Below are 18704 nucleotides of genomic sequence, written 5' to 3'. Positions count from 1 at the left end.
CAGGACCACTTGTGTGTCTGTGTCTTAGAGGCTGTCCATCCAGTTACCGCCTGACTCAATGTCAGCGACAATAGCGGCACGGGAGCGACCAGCGGAATGGGTAGCACTGCGGAGGTTCTCACCATAGGTCCGGCGCTCAGCTTTGACCTGTTCGCGGCGCTGTAGCTCTTTCTGCCACTCTGCATCGGTCATGTTCTCTTCACGCATACGCTCAGCCTGAATGCGCTGCTCTTTAGCGATACGCTCAGCCTCGGCTCGCTTGTTCTGCTGGCGACGTTGGTAGGCGGTCATCAGGTCATTGCTGAAGAAGTTTCCAATGGTCACGCCAGCTTCAGCCAGAGCTTCCAGTAATTCCATGGACTCGCGGCTGGTGGCAGGCAGTCCTGACAGGTAGCCCGGAATCAGGGTCTTAATAGCGAAGGACAGTGGGTAGGACTGACCGTCCAGACTCACAGTGTTTTCGTAGAGATTGATGTCGGTGACAGACAGTTTCCAGTCTTGGTTATTGAACAACATAATGAATACTCCTCTTGAGAGTTGAGACTATCGGTCGACCACAGGCGTGTTTAGTCCTGCGGCGTCTCCCCGCATCGGTCATCTCAAAAGGTTTAAAATTAGGTATTAAGTAGGTGAGCTGCTAACGGTTAGGCGCTAGCTTGCTAGCTGACGGCAGTTTCATAGCGACCAGTTGCGCTATCAGCTCGTCTCGTGATTGGTGCTGGCGGGTCTCATCTTCCGGGTCTAGACCAAGCTCTTTCAAGATGACTTCAGTCTGGTAGCCACGGTAACGGAGAGTCATGCGGCCCTCAGGTGTGCGCGGGTCAATCATCTTAGAGTCCCTCCAGCTTGCCGGATTGGGCCTGCTTCAGGAGATGCTCTTGCTTCTGCTGGTCGGTGCCAGTGAAGGCAATAAGGATGCCTCGCAGTTTATCGACTATCGCAGGCTTACCGAAGACCTCCAATCCCTTAGCGTTGAAGCGAAAGTTATAACCACCTGCTGAGAACTTCTGGTCTGACGGCTTAATGATACGGAAGCAGTCGGAATACTTTGGATTTACAGACCACTCGTTACTGATTGGATTCTTACGAAAGAGACCACGATGCTGAAGAAGTGCGGTCATTAGCTTCTGAGCAGGTAGACCATAGGTTTTGCAGTAGTCGCCCCAAGTCACGCCTCGACGGTTAGCAGACTGAATGGCTGCTCGCTTCTTCTGGTCTTCCAGTTGAAGGACTCGACGCTCTAACGTCTGAATATGGTCGTAACACTTGGCGCGGAGGTGAACGGAATAGCCAGCGACCAGAATAAAAGTATGCTTACGGTCGAGACGGTACATTACCCGGCTCTCGCCTTTAGCGTCCTTGTATACTTCCTCGCCAACCAGCTCAGTTTTGAGCGCGTTAAGCTCCTCAGCCATATTGCGAATATCGCGCAGGACATTTCGGTGCTCCTTGCCTGTCAGCTCCGCAATTTCAACTGAGGTCATGGACACAAGCTGGTCGAGGTTAATGATGCTGATTTCTTGTTGGGACATTTACGTGTACTCCTTTTGTTTGCACCCTGAAGTCGCACCCCACTGACCTACTCAAGCCCCCACGTAAAGGGAGACCAGCAGGCAACAGGACGCAAACAGAATGACTTGAGGTAATTGTGATGTGGTCTGCGATGACCAGTAGTGATAAAGGTGCAAGACAGCATGTCCGACGTCCAGATGGTGAGCGGCGATAGACCCAAGTCATAATGAAGACACGAGAACGCTAACGGGCTGGGAGTCTGACAGAGGCTGTCTTGCTAGCCTTGGTATGGAGAAAGACTTAATGTCGGGAGAGCTTCCGCATAACTTGACGCATCAAGACCAGAGGCGGAATGTATGGTCTCCCGATAGTGAGGGTGTAATCTTTCTAACAGTGATAGTTAAGCCCTACCACTGGTCATACATACATACGCAACCGCAAGCAACGACCCAATGTATACAGGGTCCCGATGCTTGAAGTCTGGGCTGTAGGTAGTAATAGGAATTGTGTTACCACAATCATAATAATGACTTTGGATGAGCCTAAGGTACTAACTTCAGTCTGCCTCCTTAGGTCTTAACTTAAGTCTAACCTTAAGTCGGCATCTATTGGTCTGCCCCCCTACCCCCATCGCTGGTTGGTCTGGTCTCAGTGTCTGCCCGTTCTTCCTACTAGTGAGAGTTTATTACAGGCCAGAGCAGGCGCCGCTCTCAGCCTAATGACTCACAGTTGAATAAGGTCAGACTCAGCTACCGAATGTCGCTTACCATCGGCTGTTTGCCTGTACATTTGACCAGTAGCGCGGTTTAGTCGGACGTGAGCTGGCTTACCGCCAGTCAATACCTTACCGAGGACAGGTCCAGTCTGGTACTTGATGTCCGCAGCCTTCTGGTCCTTCTCCGTCCACTCGGTCCAACCATCAAAAGCAAACTCCTTGTGATGTTCTTGACGCAGCTCCTGAAGGAAGAGAATCAGGTCGGAGACTGAAGGCGACAACCGCGTGTAGTGTCGACCGCTAAGACGAAGCATAGCCCGATATTGGTCAGCTTTGGCGTAGTAGCTAATGCCCTTAGGCAAATAGTTCTGACGCTTACCGCCGTGACTATCTGCGTTCCATCGGTTCTCCTGATACGTGCAGACCCGTAGGTTGTCAGGATGGTCATTGAGACGATTACCGTCGATGTGGTCTACCACGTACCCGTCAGGGATGCGGCCTTTACACAGGCTGTAGATGACTCTGGAGCGACGATAGGTCTTACCCAGTACATTCACATTGGCGTAGCCTTGCTCACTTACAGCGAAACTCACAGGCTCTCCGGTTGCACGCCTGGATTTGCCGTAAGGTTTCTTAACTCGGAGTAGCTCCGGTATGGTTGAGTCGAAAGTTAGATAGTCGTACAGGCGAGTGCGGAAAGTGTCGGACTCGTAGCGTTTAGACATGTGATGTCCCTCCGTGGAAAGGTTAACGATGTGATTAGATTAAGTGTGGAAGACTTCCCGCATGGACGCTCCGCAAAGGACCAGAGGCGAGGCTGTGAGCTGGCGAGCAGCTAACGTTAATCTCCTGATAGTGAGGATGTAATCCATCCTACTGTGATAGTTAAGCCCCTCCTTATAGATTCCCTTGACAAAAGCATATAAATCATGTAGAGAGACCTAAGATGACTTTTATTTCAAACACTAAGCGAGTTCAACATGGCGACAATAATTGGGCTGGGTGTCATCCTGCTAGCGTTACTTGGGCATATATGGTCCCAGACAAAAAGAATAGAAAAGCTGGAATGGAACAACTGGCGGTTATCAGCAGAAAATGAAAAGCTGAAAAGTGAGCTTACCGCTAGGGACTAAGGGTCGCCCACCTTAACGACCCATCGCTTACCGCCCACTCAAGGACTACGGGGTCGACAACGCTACAGCCAGCGCATCAGCCAGACGTCCTACCGCGTGTCCCTTCCCGTACAGGTCGTAAGTGATTGACTGCGAGCTATGACCTAAGATGCCTTGAGCGTCCACCAGATTGACTCCACGCTCTTTCATACGGGTCGCCAGCCAATGCCTCAGACTATGAAGCGAGACGTTATCAGCGTCTGGCAGGGCCTCAGTCAGGACCCTTGAGTTAAACCAGTTAGAGTAGGCGCTCGGTGTCATCCCGAAGAGAGGACCATCATCAGGCTGAGCGTCTACCCACGACAGGAAGGACGTCAGGTCAAACCCATAAGCGCCATCGGTCAGCGGTACAAGTCGGACTGAATGCTTGTTCTTTACGGACTTCCCGTCCCCATCTTCATTAATGTCGATACAGACCAGTCCATTGTCCAAGGTTACAATGTCACGTTTAGTCAGGTGGCAGACCTCAGCAGACCGAGCACCAGTGACCACAGAGACCAGAGTCGCCCACCTGCGAGCCTCAGAGGTCGTGTGAGCGGTATGTCGTGTGAACTGATACTCAGCCTCTACCCGGACAAGAAGTCTCTCCAGCTCCTCGTCAGTGAATGCTCTACGCTTGGAGTCGATATCCTTGGTCAGCTTCATCCGTTCAATAGGGTTGCGGCCCTCAAGTTGCCCATTCATCAGGCCATAATCGAGACACATCTTCGCTTTGGTCAGCAGCTTGTTGATTGTCGATGGTCTCACCTCAGAAGCCAGCATAGCGTCCCTGACAGCCAGCCACTCAGAGCGAGACATCAGGTCCATGTCTTCAGGCAGGAACCGGGAGACAGTATTTAGTGAGGACGAGAGGTCCTTGTAGCTGGAGGACTTCAGGGTCTGGACCTTCTCAGCCAGCAGTGAGGACACAAGCTCAGAAAAACTACAGATAGCGACCTCAGGTTGGCGCTCCTGCGTGAATACTTCTGGGCTGACTCCCTGCTCGTTACTCAGAATTGCCATAGAGTCGCATATAGTTGAGTAATCCGTAGGGTTATTCATCACAATATCAATCAGGCCAGAGGTATCACCAGTGTCTACCCTCTGCTGTGCTGCGGTCAGGACTTCAAGCGCTAACCTTATGCCCTTCTGCTGGTCCAGACTCAGAGCCTGCGTAGCTGCTAGCTCCTTCAGGTTCGACTTCTCGTCCACCAGAGTAGCGACCTCAAGTCCATTCCAGTAGTCATCACTAGCGTCTGTCAGGAACTGCTCAGCCATACACCGGAGGTGGTCCGTAAGCTCCTGTAGCGAGACTTCAGGTCTATCCAACATGAAGGCCTTAGCTGTGGCTGCAAGCTCTCTCTGACGCATTTTGGCTACTCTCCTGTGTGTGCTGCGGGTCGATACTGAAAGAAACGGTGTGGTCTGTCCCTTGAGTCTGAAGCGGATAGTATATCGACCATTGGCTCTACGGACTAACTGAGGCTTAGCTACGCCGAGTAGATTGATTTGTGTCAGCCTTGTGTCAGGACTTGAGGTGTAGACTTGCTGATACAGATAGGGAGACCCAGAGAAAGAACTGGATGAATACACAGTATTATCATGATTAATGTCAGTCATATCAGGACCTTAAGTAGCATTGAGTCAACTACTTCAAGTCCATCCATCCGTCTGACAATGGAGTCCATCTGGAACTATGCCGGTAACACCCTCATTAACCAGCATTCGGACATCAATAAAACCCACGACATTTTGCAGGACGAAAGTAAATGCGAAATGATTGTGGTGATTGACAATTTTATGACCTCTTCGGCGAAATATGCCGATCTGCTGCTGCCGGATCTGATGACCGTCGAGCAGGAGGACATCATTCCCAACGACTATGCCGGGAACATGGGTTATCTCATCTTCCTCCAGCCGGTGACCGCGCCAAAATTCGAACGCAAGCCCATCTACTGGATCATGAGCGAGGTGGCGAAGCGCCTCGGCCCGAACGTCTATCAGCGCTTTACCGAAGGCCGGACCCAGGCCGAATGGTTGCAGTACCTCTACGCGAAGATGGTGGCGAAAGATCCGCAGCTTCCCTCTTACGAGGAATTAAAAGCGATGGGCATCTACAAGCGTAAAGATCAGAACGGGCATTTCGTTGCCTACAAAAAATTCCGCGACGATCCGGTCGCTAATCCGCTTAAAACACCGTCAGGCAAAATCGAGATCTACTCCAGCAGGCTGGCCGATATTGCCCGCACCTGGCAGCTGGAGAAGGATGAAACCATCAGCCCGCTGCCGGTCTACGCCTCCACCTTCGAAGGCTGGGACGATCCTGACCGCAGCCAGTTTCCGCTGCAGCTGTTTGGCTTCCACTTCAAGGCCCGCACCCACTCCAGCTATGGCAACGTCGATGTGCTACAGGCCGCCTGCCGTCAGGAGGTGTGGCTCAATCCGGTAGACGCTGCATCGCGCGGGATCAAAAACGGCGACATGGTGCGGGTTTATAATGCCCGCGGTGAGTTGCGCATTCCGGCGAAAGTGACGCCGCGCATTATGCCGGGCGTCAGCGCGATGGGCCAGGGAGCCTGGCACGATGCCAACATGACCGGGGATCGCATTGACCACGGCTCCTGCATCAATACGCTGACCACCCATCGTCCGTCTCCTCTGGCGAAGGGCAATCCGCAGCACACCAATCTGGTGCAAATTGAAAAGGCGTAGCCAATTAATGTTTCAGCGCGGGGCAACCCGCGCAAATGAAGGATGAAGTCATGAGAGAGTCGTTTGCCTTTACTGCCCGTGTGTTGGGCGCGCTGTTTTACTACGCTCCGGATAGCCCCGCAGCCGCGCCGCTGGTCACGGCCTTAACCCACAACGACTGGCAGCAGGACTGGCCGCTGGATGAGTCCCTGTTGGCCCCCATTGCCGACGAGCTTCGCCAGCCAGCCGATGAACCCTTGCGTACCGCCTGGCAGCGGCTGTTTCTGGGTCCGTGGGCGCTGCCCGCGCCGCCGTGGGGCTCGGTCTGGCTGGATCGCGAGAGCGTGCTGTTCGGGGATTCCACCCTGGCGCTGCGCCAGTGGATGCGAGAAAACGGCATTGTGTTTGAGATGGCGAACAACGAGCCGGAAGATCACATTGGCACCCTGCTGCTGATGGCGGCATGGCTGGCAGAAACGGGCCGGGATGCAGAGCGCGACCAGCTGCTGGCCTGGCATCTGTTACCCTGGAGCACGCGCTTTCTTTCCGTGTTTGTCGAAAACGCAGGCCACCCGTTCTACCGCGCGCTGGGCAAACTGGCACAGCTGACGCTGGCAGAGTGGCAATCCGGCTTGCTGACCCCGGTCGCCGAAAAGCCGCTCTACCGTTAACCCTCTCCTGGCTTACTTCTGATGAGTAAGCCAGGCTCTCCAGCCGCCGAAAGCGGTAATATCCTGTGCCCCCTGCAGGCCGTACTCCTCACAGATAAACCCGGTTAACCAGCGCCCGTCCTCCAGCTCTACTTTCCCCAGTCCCAGTGGCGCCGGAATGCCCGCCAGAAACGATCCCACCTCGGCATGGGGCAGATCCCACACTTCCACAGCAATCGCTGCCCCCTGTTCGCGGTCGCGCACCATGCCGGGCCGTTTCCCGTCGGCGAGGGCAAACAGGCGATAGTGCGGCGCGCTGCGGGTGGTTTCACGTAAGGTTGCCCCGCGCTGGCGAAGCTGGTGATTCAGCGCCAGCCCGTCCAGATGTGCCCCGCAAACCACCACTGGCAGGCGATCGTGGCTGGCCGTGGTCAGGGGTGCCGTCGCCTGTAACGCACGATCGCCGGGTAGCGGCAGATTCTGGTGACGTTGTAACGCCCCGGCAAGGCTAAGCAGATACTGGTCGGTAAAGGCCCGGCCAAACAGCGTCACGCCTGACGGCAGGCCATTCGCCATGAACCCGGCAGGCACCGCCACGGCGGCATAGTCCAGCAGGTTCATAAAGTTGGTATAAACCCCCAGCTCGGAATTGCGCTTTACCGGCTCCTCCGCCAGCTCGGCCAGCGTCACCGGGCGTGGATAGGTGGGCGTGAGCACGCAGTCAAGCGTCGCCATGACCTCATCGCACCGGCGTTTAAAATGCTGAAGCTGATACTGCGCGTCAAAGGCCGCGACCGCATCGGTACCGGGCGCTTTGCTCAGCACATCGCGGATCACCGGCAGTACTGCATCCGGTTGCTGCTCAATCAGCGCCCCCGCAACGTGATAGCGCTCCGCCACCCACGGGCCGTTATAGAGCAGCGTCGCTGCCGCCAGAAACGGCGAAAAGTCGATGGTCACCGGTACGCCGCCGAGGGCGATCAACCGCGCTTTTGCGGCGTGATAAAGCGCTTCGCTCTCGGAGCAACCAAGGAATTCCAGCCGATCCGGTACGCCGAAGCGGAACCCGGCCTCAGGCAGACCAAACGCCTGGGCGCCGTTCCAGGCTGGATTGGCGCGGCTGTAGTCGTCGCGCGGATCTTTCACCGCCGTCAGTGCCAGCAGCTGGCTCGCCTCTTCCGCCGTGGCGGTAAAGAAGGTCACGCAGTCCAGGGTGCGGCAGGCAGGCACCACTCCGGCGGTGGAAATTAACCCTTTGGTGGCCTTAAGCCCGACCAGGTTGTTGAGCGATGCCGGAACGCGCCCGCTCCCGGCGGTGTCGGTGCCGAGAGCAAAACTCGCCAGCCCCAGCGCCACCGCCAGCGACGACCCCGCGCTGGAGCCCCCGGATGGATAATCCGCATTGACGCTGTTACGACAGGCGCCATACGGCGAGCGTGTGCCGTTTAAGCCGGTAGCGAACTGGTCGAGGTTGGTTTTCCCCAGCGGGATTGCCCCCATGGCGATCAGCTGGCCGACGATAGTGGCATCCTGCTCAGCCCGGTATGCAAACGCCGGGCAGGCGGCGGTGGTGACGATGCCCGCCAGATCGATATTGTCTTTAATAGCAAACGGCACGCCGTAGAGGGGCAGCGTCTGCGGGGATTGATCCTCAAGCGCCGCCAGATATGGCTCCAGCTCCTCGGATGTGAGCAGATAAATAAAGGCGTTGAACTCAGGGTTTAGCGCCAGCGCCCGCTCGCGCAGGGTGTTAATCACCTCCCGCGGGGTGAGGCGACCTTCGCGGTAGGCCTGCGTCAGTACATCGAAACGTAAATCAAAGGGATGCTTCATACTGTTTTCTCCAGGACCACCACACACTGACCCGCCCGTACCGGGGAGCCCGGCTGAACGCGCACCTGACTGACAATCCCGTCCTGGGTGGCAAGCAGCGGGATTTCCATCTTCATCGACTCCAGCACCACCAGCACATCCCCCTCGCGGACAGCTTTGCCCACCTCCACGCTCACCTGCCACAGGTTGCCGGAAACCGGGCTGTCGATGCCCGCCTGACCCGGCTGCAGCGGGGCATCATCACCCTCATCCGCCAGCACATCGCTGCTGTCGAAATGCGCCTGGCCGTTGGCAATCCAGCGCTCGCGCTCGGCGTTAAAGGCTTCCTGCTGATGGGCGCGAAACGCGTCAATTTCTTGCGCTTCGTCGACGAGAAACTGCTGATACTCCGCCAGCTTCAGGCTGGTGTGCTCGATGCGCAGCGGATAGCGCCCCAGCGGGAAATCGCGCCGGATGGTGAGCAGCTCGTCGGCAGAGACCGGATAGAAGCGAATCTGGTCGAAGAAGCGCAGCAGCCAGGGCTTGCCGCCGAAATCCTCGACGGCGTGATAACGGCTCCACATCTGCAAGGTGCGCCCGACAAACTGATACCCGCCCGGCCCCTCCATGCCGTAGACGCAGAGATAGGCCCCGCCGATCCCCACCGAGTTTTCCGCCGTCCAGGTGCGGGCCGGGTTGTACTTGGTGGTGACCAGACGATGACGCGGATCGAGCGGGGTCGCCACCGGGGCGCCGAGATAGACATCTCCCAGCCCCATCACCAGATAGCTGGCGTCGAATACCGTTTTATAGACCTCATCGACGTTCGCCAGGTCGTTAATGCGGCGGATAAACTCCAGGTTACTTGGACACCAGGGCGCATCCCGGCGCACGGTGGTCATGTATTTGTCGATGGCTTTCTGACAGGCCGGATCGTCCCAGGAGAGCGGCAGCCAGACGATGCGCGACGGCACTTCAAGCGCATCCTGCTCGCACACCGCCTGCCACAGCCCGGCCACGGTATCCAACAGGCTCGCCAGGCTCAGCGCCTCCGGCTGGTAGTGAATTTGCAGGGAGCGGATGCCTGGCGTCAGGTCGATAACCCCATCCAGCGCCCGCGCCTCCAGAGCCTGCATCAGGGCGTGGGCGCGAAAACGCAGGACCAGATCCAGCTCCGGATCGCCAATCTCCAGCAGCAGGTGTGTATCACCGGAGAGCCGCGCCACCAGCCGTTTATCAGCCTGCCCCTGCTCCAGCACCACCGGCGAGGCGGGTTCGGTCGGCTGCCACGCCACGTCCAGCGGATGCAGGCTGGCGATCTGGGCGGCCTGTGCCTGGGCAAGCTGCCGGGCGGTGGCGATATCCACGGGAACAAAGCGCACCTTATCCCCCGCTTTCAGCTGCCCGATGGCGTGCAGATCGGCTTCGATGATGGTGACCGGGCAGACAAACCCGCCCAGGCTTGGGCCATCCGGGCCGAGGATCACCGGCATATCCCCGGTAAAGTCCACCGCGCCGATAGCATAGGGGTTGTCGTGGATGTTCGACGGATGCAGTCCCGCCTCGCCGCCGCTCTCGCGCACCCACTCAGGCTTAGGCCCGATCAGGCGCACCCCGGTGCGGCTGGAGTTGAAGTGCACTTCCCAGTCGGTGGCGAAGAAGGTGGTCATGTAAGCCGGGGTGAAATACTCCGGCGCGCCGTGCGGGCCGTAGATCACCCGCAGCGTACGCACAGGCTCAAGCGTGGTGCAGAGCGCCGGGGGAAGCGTCTGCGCCGGGCATGGGGCGGTTAAGGGCGAAATGTGCAGCACATCGCCGGTACGCAGCGCCCGCCCGGCGTGGCCGCCAAACTGTCCCAGGGTAAAGGTGCTTTTGCTACCGAGATAGTCCGGTACGTTAAATCCACCGCGCAGGCAGAGATAGCTGCGGACGCCATCGCCGCGAATCTCCCCCATCCGCAGGGTCATGCCGCTCTGCACCCGGTAGACCCGGTTGGTCTCAAGGGGTTCGCCATCCAGAGTAAAGGCGATCTCCGCCCCGGTCACCGCCAGCTGCGCATCGCAGTTGAATTTCAGCGTCGGGCCGCTGAGGGTGATCTCCAGCCCGGCGGCCCCTTCGTCGTTGCCGAGCAGCCGGTTGCCAAGACGCAGCGCGCGACTGTCCATCGGCCCTGATGGCGGTACCCCTACCGCCCAGTAGCCGGTGCGCCCCGGATAGTCCTGCACCGTGGTTTGCGTCCCGGCGCTGAGTACCTCAAGCGTGGCGGCGTGGTAGTCCAGCCCTTCCAGGCAGCGGGTCCAGGGCTCGCCGCAGGCGAACGGTGTGAAGGTTAAAATCTGCTGCAGGTAGCTACGGTTGGTTTCCACCCCATACAGACGCGTCTCACCCAGCGCCGCGTGGAGAGTCTGAATCGCCGCCTCGCGTGTTGGCTGCCAGGCGATAATTTTTGCCAGCATCGGGTCAAAAAAGGGCGGGACTTCGCAGCCCGATTCCACCCAGCTGTCGATGCGCAGCGTGCGGCGGTTATCTTCCGGAAAAACCACCTCGGTAAGCAGGCCGGGCGATGGCTGGAACTGACGGCCCGGATCTTCGGCATAAACCCGCGCCTGGATGGCATGGCCCGCCGGGGTCAGGCTGTCGCGCAGGGCCGCCAGCGGAGGCAGAATTCCTGCCGCCAGTTCAATCATCCAGCGCACCAGATCCACACCCCACACCTGCTCGGTGACGCCATGCTCCACCTGCAGCCGGGTATTCACTTCAAGGAAGTAGAACCGGGCGGCGTCGCTGTCGTAGACGAACTCCACCGTGCCCGCGCTGCGGTAGTTGACCGCTTTGCCCAGCTTAATCGCCGCCTCACACAGCGCATCCGCCATGCCCTCCGGCAGATTGGGCGCCGGGGTCTCCTCCAGCACCTTCTGGTTACGCCGCTGTACGGAGCAGTCGCGCACGCCGAGGGCGATCACCTCCCCCTTGCCGTCGCCGAAGAGCTGGACTTCGAGATGACGCGCCCGCTCAATGTATTTCTCGATAAAGACGCCTGCATCGCTGAAGTTGTTTTTCCCCAGCCGCACCACCGCGTCGAAGGCCTCAAAGAGTTCCGCCGGGGTATAGCAGACACGCATCCCTATCCCGCCTCCGCCGGCGGTGCTTTTCAGCATCACCGGGTAGCCGACCTGCTCCGCCGCCTCCAGCGCCGCGTTCACATCCGCCAGCAGTCCGGTGCCTTCCAGCATCGGTACGCCGTGTTCTTTCGCCAGGGCGCGGGCAGTATGTTTCAGACCAAAGAGGCGCAGCTGCTCCGGCGTAGGGCCGACAAAAGCAATGCCCGCCGCTTCGCAGGCCTCGGCAAAGGCGGCGTTCTCTGAGAGAAAACCGTAGCCCGGGTGAATCGCCTGGGCACCGGTCGCTTTCGCCGCGGCGATGATTTTTTCGCTGACCAGATAGGTATTGGCCGCCGGGCCATCGCCGAGGCTCAGGGCTTCGTCGGCCTCGCGGATATGCAGGCTGCTGATATCCGCCTCGGAATAGACCGCCACGCCGCCGATCTTCATGGCGCGCAGCGTGCGCAGGATGCGGCAGGCAATCGCCCCGCGGTTGGCAATCAGGAGTTTCGTCAACATAGTAAAGACTCAATGGTGGCGGGTCGTCCCGCCGGAAACTGGCTCACCGCATGGTCGTCCACGGGGAAAAAGATTTACGGCAGGATCCGTCCGGCACGCAGTTCAAACAGGCGATAGATCGTCTGGCGCAGGCGCTGCCAGCGTGTCGGCGTCAGTTCCATATCAGCACCTCCGCAGGGGTCGGGTTCCAGCCATTGCAGGGGTTGTTCAGCTGCGGGCAGTTGGAGATCAGCACGATGACGTTGCACTCTGCCTTCAGCTCAACATATTTCCCCGGCGCGGAGATGCCGTCGGCAAAGGTCAGCCCGCCCTCGGGGGTTACCGGCACGTTCATAAAGAAGTTGATGTTGGCCCCGATATCGCGCTTTTGCAGGCGGCCATCGTGCAGACAGGCACAGAGGAAGTTATCCCGGCAGCTGTGCATATGGCGCTTGTCGAGGGAGTAACGCACGGTATTGCTCTCCTGGGCGCAGGCGCCGCCGAGGGTGTCGTGCCGTCCGCAGGTATCCGCCACGATGGTCAGCAGCGGGTTGCCGAGGTTGGAGTAGAGCACGCTCCCGCTGGTCAGATAGGCGTTGTTCTGCCGCCGCAGGGTGCGCTGGGCGTCGTAGCGCTCCCGCGGGTTATCGGCGTTATAGAACAGCGTATCCACCGCCTGATTGCCCTCCAGATCCAGCAGGCGCAGGGTCTGGCCTTTTTTCACTTCAAACAGGTAGGGCTCCCCCGCCGGGATCACATGGCGGAAGCTGGCATGTTGCGCCTCTTTTTCGCTGGCTACGGTCATCATCAGGCTCCTTACAGGGCGAAAAGTTGGGTGTTGGTGATGGCGCGGCCGTTTTCCGGACGCGTCAGCAGCGCATTTATCGCCGCTTCTTCATCTTCCGCCTGTCGCCAGCTCAGCTGCACCGGACGCGGAGCGTACTCTCTGGACGGGTCCATCGGATGTTGCAGCGCAGTCATCACCACCAGGGTGTCCATCGGGGCGAACAGCTCCACGTAGCTGCCTGGCTGTGAATGGCCGCTGTGGAAGCTGAACTGGCCGTGGTCGTCCACCGTCACTTTGCTGAAGAAGTTGACCACCATCAGCAGATCTTCGAGGTTGAGATCCCACTTGCCCATCTCCACCAGCAGGTTGTCGGTGCCGTTGCGGAAGAAGCCGTTGCGCAGCTCCTGATAGCGCCCCTGGCCATATTTCTCGGTGGCTTCGGCGGCGTTGAGTACGCCGCCAAACGGGTCGTGCCAGCCGCAGGTATCGGCAATGATGCCCGCCAGGACGCGGCCCATGTCGGAGTAGAAGCAGTGTCCGGCGGTCAGGCGCGCGGTATGCTGGCCTTTCAGGGTATCCGGCAGGTTCAGGCGCTCGCTCTTCTCATGGGCGTTGAGCATCATCAGGCTGACGTTCGCCCCGCCGTCGAGGTCGGTCATGCGCAGGATCTGCCCGCGCTTAAGCACAAAGGAGAGGTGGCCGCCGCCCGGCAGGATCTCTTCACGTAAAGTCGTCGTCATAGCGTTAACCCCTTAAGGCATAAACGTTGTCGGGAGTCGTTCCGCTCAGGCTGGAGAGTCGTGTCTCGTTGAGCGGAATGTCGTAGGTAATGCGCGCCCCGTAGGCGTTCGGGGCCTGCGGATCGAGGCGCACTTTGTCGAACACCAGCAGACGGGTGCCGAGGTTGAAACCTTCGGAGAGATCGTGGGTGACCATGAAGACCGTCATGCGGGTTTCGCCCCACAGCTGCAGCAGCAGCGCATGCATCTCTTTGCGGATGCCGGGATCCAGCGCGCCAAAGGGCTCATCCAGCAGCAGGACGCGGGGCTGCATGATGAAGGCCTGGGCGATGGCGAGGCGCTGCTGCATCCCGCCGGAGAGCTGCGCCGGGTATTTATCCAGCGCATGGCCAAGCCCCACTTTTTTCAGCATCTCTGCCGCCTGTTCCCGCGCAGCGCGTTTTTTCGCACCAAACAGCCGTCCGAGTAGCGGAGATTGCGGCAGTTCGAGGCCGATGGCGACGTTATCCAGTACGCTGAGGTGCGGAAAGACGGAGTAACGCTGGAACACCACACCCCGGTGACTGTCCGGCTCGGCGACCAGGCGTTTACCGTCGAGGGTGATAGTGCCCCGGCTCGGTTTTTCCTGACCGAGGAGCAGGCGCAGAAAAGTCGATTTCCCGCAGCCGGACGCGCCGACCATCGAGCAGAACTCGCCCTCTTTGATCTGCAGATTCAGGCGCTCCAGCACCACGTGGTCGCCATACTCCTGCCAGATATTGTCGATAGTGATAAAACTCATGCTTTGCCTCCTTCTGCCCACGGGAAACAGCGCTTGTGCAGCTGGCGCAGGGCCAGATCCATCAGCCAGGCCAGCAGCGTGATCCACAGGACGTAAGGGATAATCACATCCATGGCCATATAGCGGCGCACGAGGAAAATGCGGTATCCCAGCCCGGCAGTCGAAGAGATGGCCTCCGCTGAGATAAGGAATAACCACGCGGAACCGAGGAGCAGGCGCAGGGAGGTGAGCAGGCGCGAGAGCAGCTGCGGCAGTACTACCCGCAGCACCAGGGTCCAGCTGTTGGCCCCCAGCGTCTGGGCTTTGATCAGAATTTCCGGGGGGATTTCACAGGCGCGGTGCTCCAGATCCCGGGCCAGCATCGGGGTAATGCCGATCACAATCAGCATTATTTTCGACAGCTCATCCAGGCCGAAGACGATAAACAGCACCGGCAAAATCGCCAGAGGCGGGATCATCGACAGCACCGTCATTAGCGGCGAGAGCGAGGCGCGCCACATGGGGAAGACTCCGGCGGTCACGCCAATGCAGAGGCCAATAAGCGACGCAATCGCCAGCCCCACCAGCAGCCGGGCCAGACTCACCAGGGTATCGACCCAGAACAGGTACTCGCCGCTGCGCTTGTCCGGGGTGAAGGCCATCCGGGAGATCGCATCCAGCATCTGTTGCAGGCCGGGCAGCAGCTTGTCGTGTGGGTTGGCGTCCAGCCGCACCGCCGAGCCAAAAAAGTAGGCCGCCAGCAGCAGGACAAACGGCAACATCACAAGCATCAGCCGCATGCCAGAGGTGGGATGACGATTAATCTGTCGCATGGAGACTCCGTCTGTCATCACAGCTGGCCTGCGGCGGCCATTTTCACGAAGCTGTCATCAAAGCGCAGCTTTACGTTGCCCGCATCGCCCTGAGTAACGTCCCCCGGGAAACGCATGCCGATGAAATCGGCGCTCTGTGCCCCCTCACCCAGCAGCCCTTTATCAAAGGAGAACGCCGCCACGCGCTGCATGGTTTTTGCCAGATCCGGTGAGGTGACAAACGCCAGGTTCTCCTGCGGGGTGTAGAACAGGTGGGTGGTTTTAAGCTGCGCCTGATAGCCCGTCAGATCGGTACCGGACGCCGCCGCCATCGCATTCAGGGCGTTCGCATCCTGGGCTTTCATCAACCCCATCATCTCGTACCACGCCCCGGTAAGGGCTTTGCCCAGCGCCGGGTTGTCCTTCAGGGTTTCGCTGTTAACCACCATCATGTCAATCAGCTCACCCGGCACCTGGGAGGAGCTAAACACCTCGGTGGTTTTTGGCGTACCTTTGATAACAGAGAGCTGCGGATTCCAGGCGACGGCGGCCTTTACGCTGTCGGTGCCGAAGGCGGAGACGATATCCGCATCCGAGGTGTTGACCACGGTGACATCTTTCTCTGCCAGCCCGGCCTTCTCCAGCCCGCGCACCAGCAGATAGTGGGAAACGGAGAGTTCCGGCAGGTAGATTTTCATCCCTTTCAGGTCATTAAGGGTTTTGCCCTCGCCTTTCATCACCACGCCATCGTTGCCTTCCGAGTAGCTGCCGAGGATCAGCGCCGTGGTATCGACCCCGCCCGCAGCAGGAATGGTCAGGGCGTCCATATTGGTCATGGTGCAGCCGTCAAACTGGCCGGCGGTGTACTGGTTGATGGATTCGATGTAGTCGTTGAGCTGTACGACGTTGATCTTGATGCCGTATTTATCGGCCCATTTATCGATGATTTTGCTGGTACTGATAGTGCCCCAGGGCATCCACCCGGCGTAGATGGTCCAGCAGACATTGAACTCTTTTTTGACGGCGGCAAAGGTGGGGAGACTGACCAGCATCACCAGCGACAATACAAGGGTGCGGAGTAATGGCGTTTTCTTCATGCTTGACCTCTGAGTGGCACAAAATTAGGGGGCAGCGCGACACCGTGGGTGCTGCTGTCTCCCGGGCTTTTGTCCCGCCGTGTAACCTCTCAGAGGTCGCCAGCTCTTGGACCAGTCATCCACTTACGTGAACCGGAACCCTAGCCAGCTATTTTTCAGTTTGTGTGGTGCACTGCCCTTTCACATTGGTTAAAGCAAAGGGTGTGCCAGAAATTTTTTATGAGGTTTATTAACAGGTTGGCGTTTTGTAAGCCTCAGGCTTCACCGTTTTGGGGAGGACGTACGGGGATGGTGCACTGTGGTGGTGCCCTGGAGGGCGCTGGATAGCCGCGCCCTCCGGACAATCGGGTTACTTGTTATCTTTCTTATCGGAGTCCATCATCATTTGTTCGGCTGACTTAAGGTGCTGCTCCACCACCGGGGTGTGCTCGTCGGCCAGGGCCTTCACATCGGGATCCTTGATGTTTTTGGCGTCACTTTGCAGCTTAGAGAGCACCATCTTATGATCCTTGGTGCCGGCGTTTTCCATATACATCTTGTCAAAGTCATCGCCGCTCGCTTTTTCCAGCTTATCCGCCATCGCCTTATGTTGCGCGTCAGGCTCGGTCGGCAGGGTCACACCTTTTTTCTCGGCGACCCCCTGCACTTTAGTCAGGGCATTACCGTGGTCGTCGACCATCTTCTGGGCGAAGGCTTTAACGTCGCTGCTCTGCGCCTTGCTTAGCGCGATTTTAGCGGCGGCAACCTCATTGATATTGGCCTGGGCCATATCCTTCAACGCTTTTTCGTCACCCGAGCTGAGCTTTTCGCCCGCTGCAGTCTGGCTTGTGGCGCTGCTCTGGGCGGCGCTTGTCGACTGGGCCTGCACACCGACGGTGCAGAACATCGCGGCTACTGCCGATGCGGTCAGCAGCATTTTCAGGTTATTACGTTTCTGCATACAGTTCTCCTGATGGTCATAGGTAAGATTGATGTCAGGTCATTAACCGCGCGTCGCCTCCTGTGGAAATGACAACCGCAGTTGTCAGTATAGGGGATGATTCTCCTCCCCCTGATTTAATGGGAATATTTACCGCAGCCGGGTTTACGGGTGTATAGCAACGATTACGCTGCTGGCTCAAGCTGCCTGGGGTCTTACTGACGGTGTACGATAAGATGCAACGTAATGCTTATGACGCTGTAATCAGCTCCATTTAACCTCCTCGAGAGAAAGTCTTAATTCGGCTGCGGTCTTTTTCCTCTTCTTCTGGCGCAGTAGTGTGCTCCTGAACCCGGCGTGACAAAACAATTCGCGTTCTGTCACCTGACACTTATCGCAATGAAATCAGGAGCAATGATGAGCCGCTTACATGCCATCACCGAAGGCGAAGCAACCGGTAAAACCGCACAGCTGTTCAGCGCTATCAAAGGCAGCATGGGTAAAGTACCGAATGCTTATCTGACCATTGGCACGCATTCCCCGGAAATACTGGGCCAGATGCTGCAACTGAACGCCACCTTGCATAAGGGGAGTCTCAGTGCGCGTGAACTGGAAGCCATTAACCTGGCGGTAAGCGAAGAGTCTGGCTGTGACTATTGTCTCTCCGCCCATACGCTGATGGCAAAAAAGGCCGGATACACTGACGATCAGACGCATGAATTACGCGAAGCCCGCTTCAGCGAGGATGCGCACATTGATGCGCTGGTGAAGTTTGTTCAGTATCTGGTTTCATCCCGCGGTACCGTGGCGGCTGAGCACGTCGAGACCTTCCGTCAGGCGGGGTTCAGCGACCAGCAGGTCGTGGAAACTATCGGTGCCGTTAGCGCCATCCTGTTTACCAATATGATTAACCGCGTGAACGACACCGTTGTCGATTTTCCCAAAGTGAGCTGAGGTTTCATAACGTCAGCGACGCTGGAGAGCGTAACCCCGCGCCTCTCCTGATTTTTTACTTTTTAACGGGCCCGGTGCGTGAAGCGCCGGGCCTTTATTCGTTAACGAAGATGCGGCGGGTGCGCCCCCTGCAACAGGTTTTGCCAGGCCCGGCGCGGCCTTGCTCAACAAGCAAGGCATTTTAAACCGATCGGTTTTTTTATTTTCCGCAGTCTGGCTTTTTTGACGCGCAGAACGCATATTAAAACGATTGGTTTTTGCTGCAAAAACAACCGCATGGCTGGGACAATATTGAGGGCAGCGCCCTTCAACAATTCCGCCTTTGACGGCTGTTTTCTGGTTAACGCCTCCCGCGAGCCTGTCGAAGCGCTGACCCTTGTGCGCAACTTCCGCAGCGCAGTTGTGGCGCAAACATTCCTGAAGAGGACGCCGGAGAGAACCGCGACGTGATGGCTGACATTATCTGGTCTACCCTGCCCGCTAACGATAAGCCCTCTGTCAGCGT

At 58.1% G+C, this 18704-nt stretch carries 15 protein-coding genes, 1 pseudogene and 1 riboswitch; of the genes and pseudogenes, 3 read left to right on the top strand and 13 right to left on the bottom strand.

Going from position 1 to position 18704, the window contains the following annotated elements:
• Positions 1 to 24: 24 nt before the first annotated feature.
• The 4 genes from FHC51_RS15375 to FHC51_RS15360 all read right to left on the bottom strand — a co-directional run bounded on the left by FHC51_RS15375 (position 25) and on the right by FHC51_RS15360 (position 4998).
• A complete protein-coding gene (locus FHC51_RS15375; RefSeq protein ID WP_023311542.1) occupies positions 25 to 516 on the bottom strand; it encodes a hypothetical protein in 492 nt (163 codons plus the stop codon).
• A 314-nt stretch (positions 517 to 830) separates the two neighbouring features.
• Complete coding sequence (locus FHC51_RS15370; protein WP_060682233.1) at positions 831 to 1532, bottom strand: Rha family transcriptional regulator; 702 nt, start codon at positions 1530 to 1532, stop codon at positions 831 to 833.
• A 703-nt stretch (positions 1533 to 2235) separates the two neighbouring features.
• The gene (locus tag FHC51_RS15365; protein ID WP_052686864.1) at positions 2236 to 2952 is read right to left on the bottom strand and encodes an HNH endonuclease; all 717 of its coding nucleotides are present in this window, start codon (positions 2950 to 2952) and stop codon (positions 2236 to 2238) included.
• A 453-nt stretch (positions 2953 to 3405) separates the two neighbouring features.
• A complete protein-coding gene (locus FHC51_RS15360) occupies positions 3406 to 4998 on the bottom strand; it encodes a site-specific integrase (RefSeq protein WP_220435959.1) in 1593 nt (530 codons plus the stop codon).
• Between the two features lie 66 nt (positions 4999 to 5064).
• Between FHC51_RS15360 and FHC51_RS15355 the strand changes: the two are divergent.
• A pseudogene (locus FHC51_RS15355) lies at positions 5065 to 6090 on the top strand (molybdopterin dinucleotide binding domain-containing protein); the annotation flags it as partial.
• A 35-nt stretch (positions 6091 to 6125) separates the two neighbouring features.
• Complete coding sequence (gene dmsD / locus FHC51_RS15350; RefSeq protein ID WP_220435957.1) at positions 6126 to 6740, top strand: Tat proofreading chaperone DmsD; 615 nt, start codon at positions 6126 to 6128, stop codon at positions 6738 to 6740.
• A gap of 12 nt (positions 6741 to 6752) precedes the next feature.
• Here the strand turns inward: dmsD and atzF are convergent, their stop codons facing one another.
• The 8 genes from atzF to FHC51_RS15310 all read right to left on the bottom strand — a co-directional run bounded on the left by atzF (position 6753) and on the right by FHC51_RS15310 (position 17266).
• Entirely contained in the window at positions 6753 to 8552 is a 1800-nt protein-coding gene (gene atzF / locus FHC51_RS15345; protein WP_220435956.1) for an allophanate hydrolase, read from the bottom strand.
• Complete coding sequence (gene uca / locus FHC51_RS15340) at positions 8549 to 12151, bottom strand: urea carboxylase (RefSeq protein ID WP_220435955.1); 3603 nt, start codon at positions 12149 to 12151, stop codon at positions 8549 to 8551. The genes atzF and uca overlap by 4 nt, the downstream gene beginning before the upstream one ends.
• 151 nt (positions 12152 to 12302) lie before the next feature.
• Positions 12303 to 12938 carry an urea amidolyase associated protein UAAP2 gene (locus FHC51_RS15335; protein ID WP_220435954.1) on the bottom strand — a complete coding sequence of 212 codons (636 nt, stop codon included), beginning with the start codon at positions 12936 to 12938 and terminating at the stop codon, positions 12303 to 12305.
• 8 nt (positions 12939 to 12946) lie between these two features.
• Positions 12947 to 13657, bottom strand: a complete 711-nt coding sequence (locus tag FHC51_RS15330; protein WP_220435953.1) for an urea amidolyase associated protein UAAP1 — start codon at positions 13655 to 13657, stop codon at positions 12947 to 12949.
• A gap of 4 nt (positions 13658 to 13661) precedes the next feature.
• A complete protein-coding gene (locus tag FHC51_RS15325) occupies positions 13662 to 14438 on the bottom strand; it encodes an ABC transporter ATP-binding protein (protein ID WP_220435952.1) in 777 nt (258 codons plus the stop codon).
• The gene (locus FHC51_RS15320) at positions 14435 to 15250 is read right to left on the bottom strand and encodes an ABC transporter permease (protein ID WP_103179469.1); all 816 of its coding nucleotides are present in this window, start codon (positions 15248 to 15250) and stop codon (positions 14435 to 14437) included. Before FHC51_RS15320 ends, FHC51_RS15325 begins: the two co-directional genes overlap by 4 nt.
• Before the next feature lie 17 nt (positions 15251 to 15267).
• Positions 15268 to 16326, bottom strand: a complete 1059-nt coding sequence (locus FHC51_RS15315) for a putative urea ABC transporter substrate-binding protein (protein ID WP_220435951.1) — start codon at positions 16324 to 16326, stop codon at positions 15268 to 15270.
• A 56-nt stretch (positions 16327 to 16382) separates the two neighbouring features.
• A riboswitch (guanidine-I (ykkC/yxkD leader) is annotated at positions 16383 to 16481 on the bottom strand.
• Between the two features lie 194 nt (positions 16482 to 16675).
• Positions 16676 to 17266: a DUF4142 domain-containing protein gene (locus tag FHC51_RS15310; RefSeq protein ID WP_114315103.1), complete on the bottom strand. Its 591-nt coding sequence runs from the start codon at positions 17264 to 17266 to the stop codon at positions 16676 to 16678.
• Between the two features lie 396 nt (positions 17267 to 17662).
• Here FHC51_RS15310 and FHC51_RS15305 point away from each other — a divergent pair, with 396 nt between their 5' ends.
• Entirely contained in the window at positions 17663 to 18199 is a 537-nt protein-coding gene (locus FHC51_RS15305) for a carboxymuconolactone decarboxylase family protein (RefSeq protein ID WP_220435950.1), read from the top strand.
• Positions 18200 to 18211: 12 nt separating this feature from the next.
• Here the strand turns inward: FHC51_RS15305 and FHC51_RS15300 are convergent, their stop codons facing one another.
• Positions 18212 to 18610 carry a hypothetical protein gene (locus FHC51_RS15300; protein WP_220435949.1) on the bottom strand — a complete coding sequence of 133 codons (399 nt, stop codon included), beginning with the start codon at positions 18608 to 18610 and terminating at the stop codon, positions 18212 to 18214.
• Positions 18611 to 18704 lie beyond the last annotated feature (94 nt).

Origin of the sequence: Leclercia sp. EC_58 (assembly GCF_019584355.1) — a bacterium.
Classification (GTDB): domain Bacteria; phylum Pseudomonadota; class Gammaproteobacteria; order Enterobacterales; family Enterobacteriaceae; genus Enterobacter.
The sequence above is the reverse complement of the archived record's forward strand: the minus strand, read 5'-3'. Positions and strand labels throughout refer to the sequence as shown.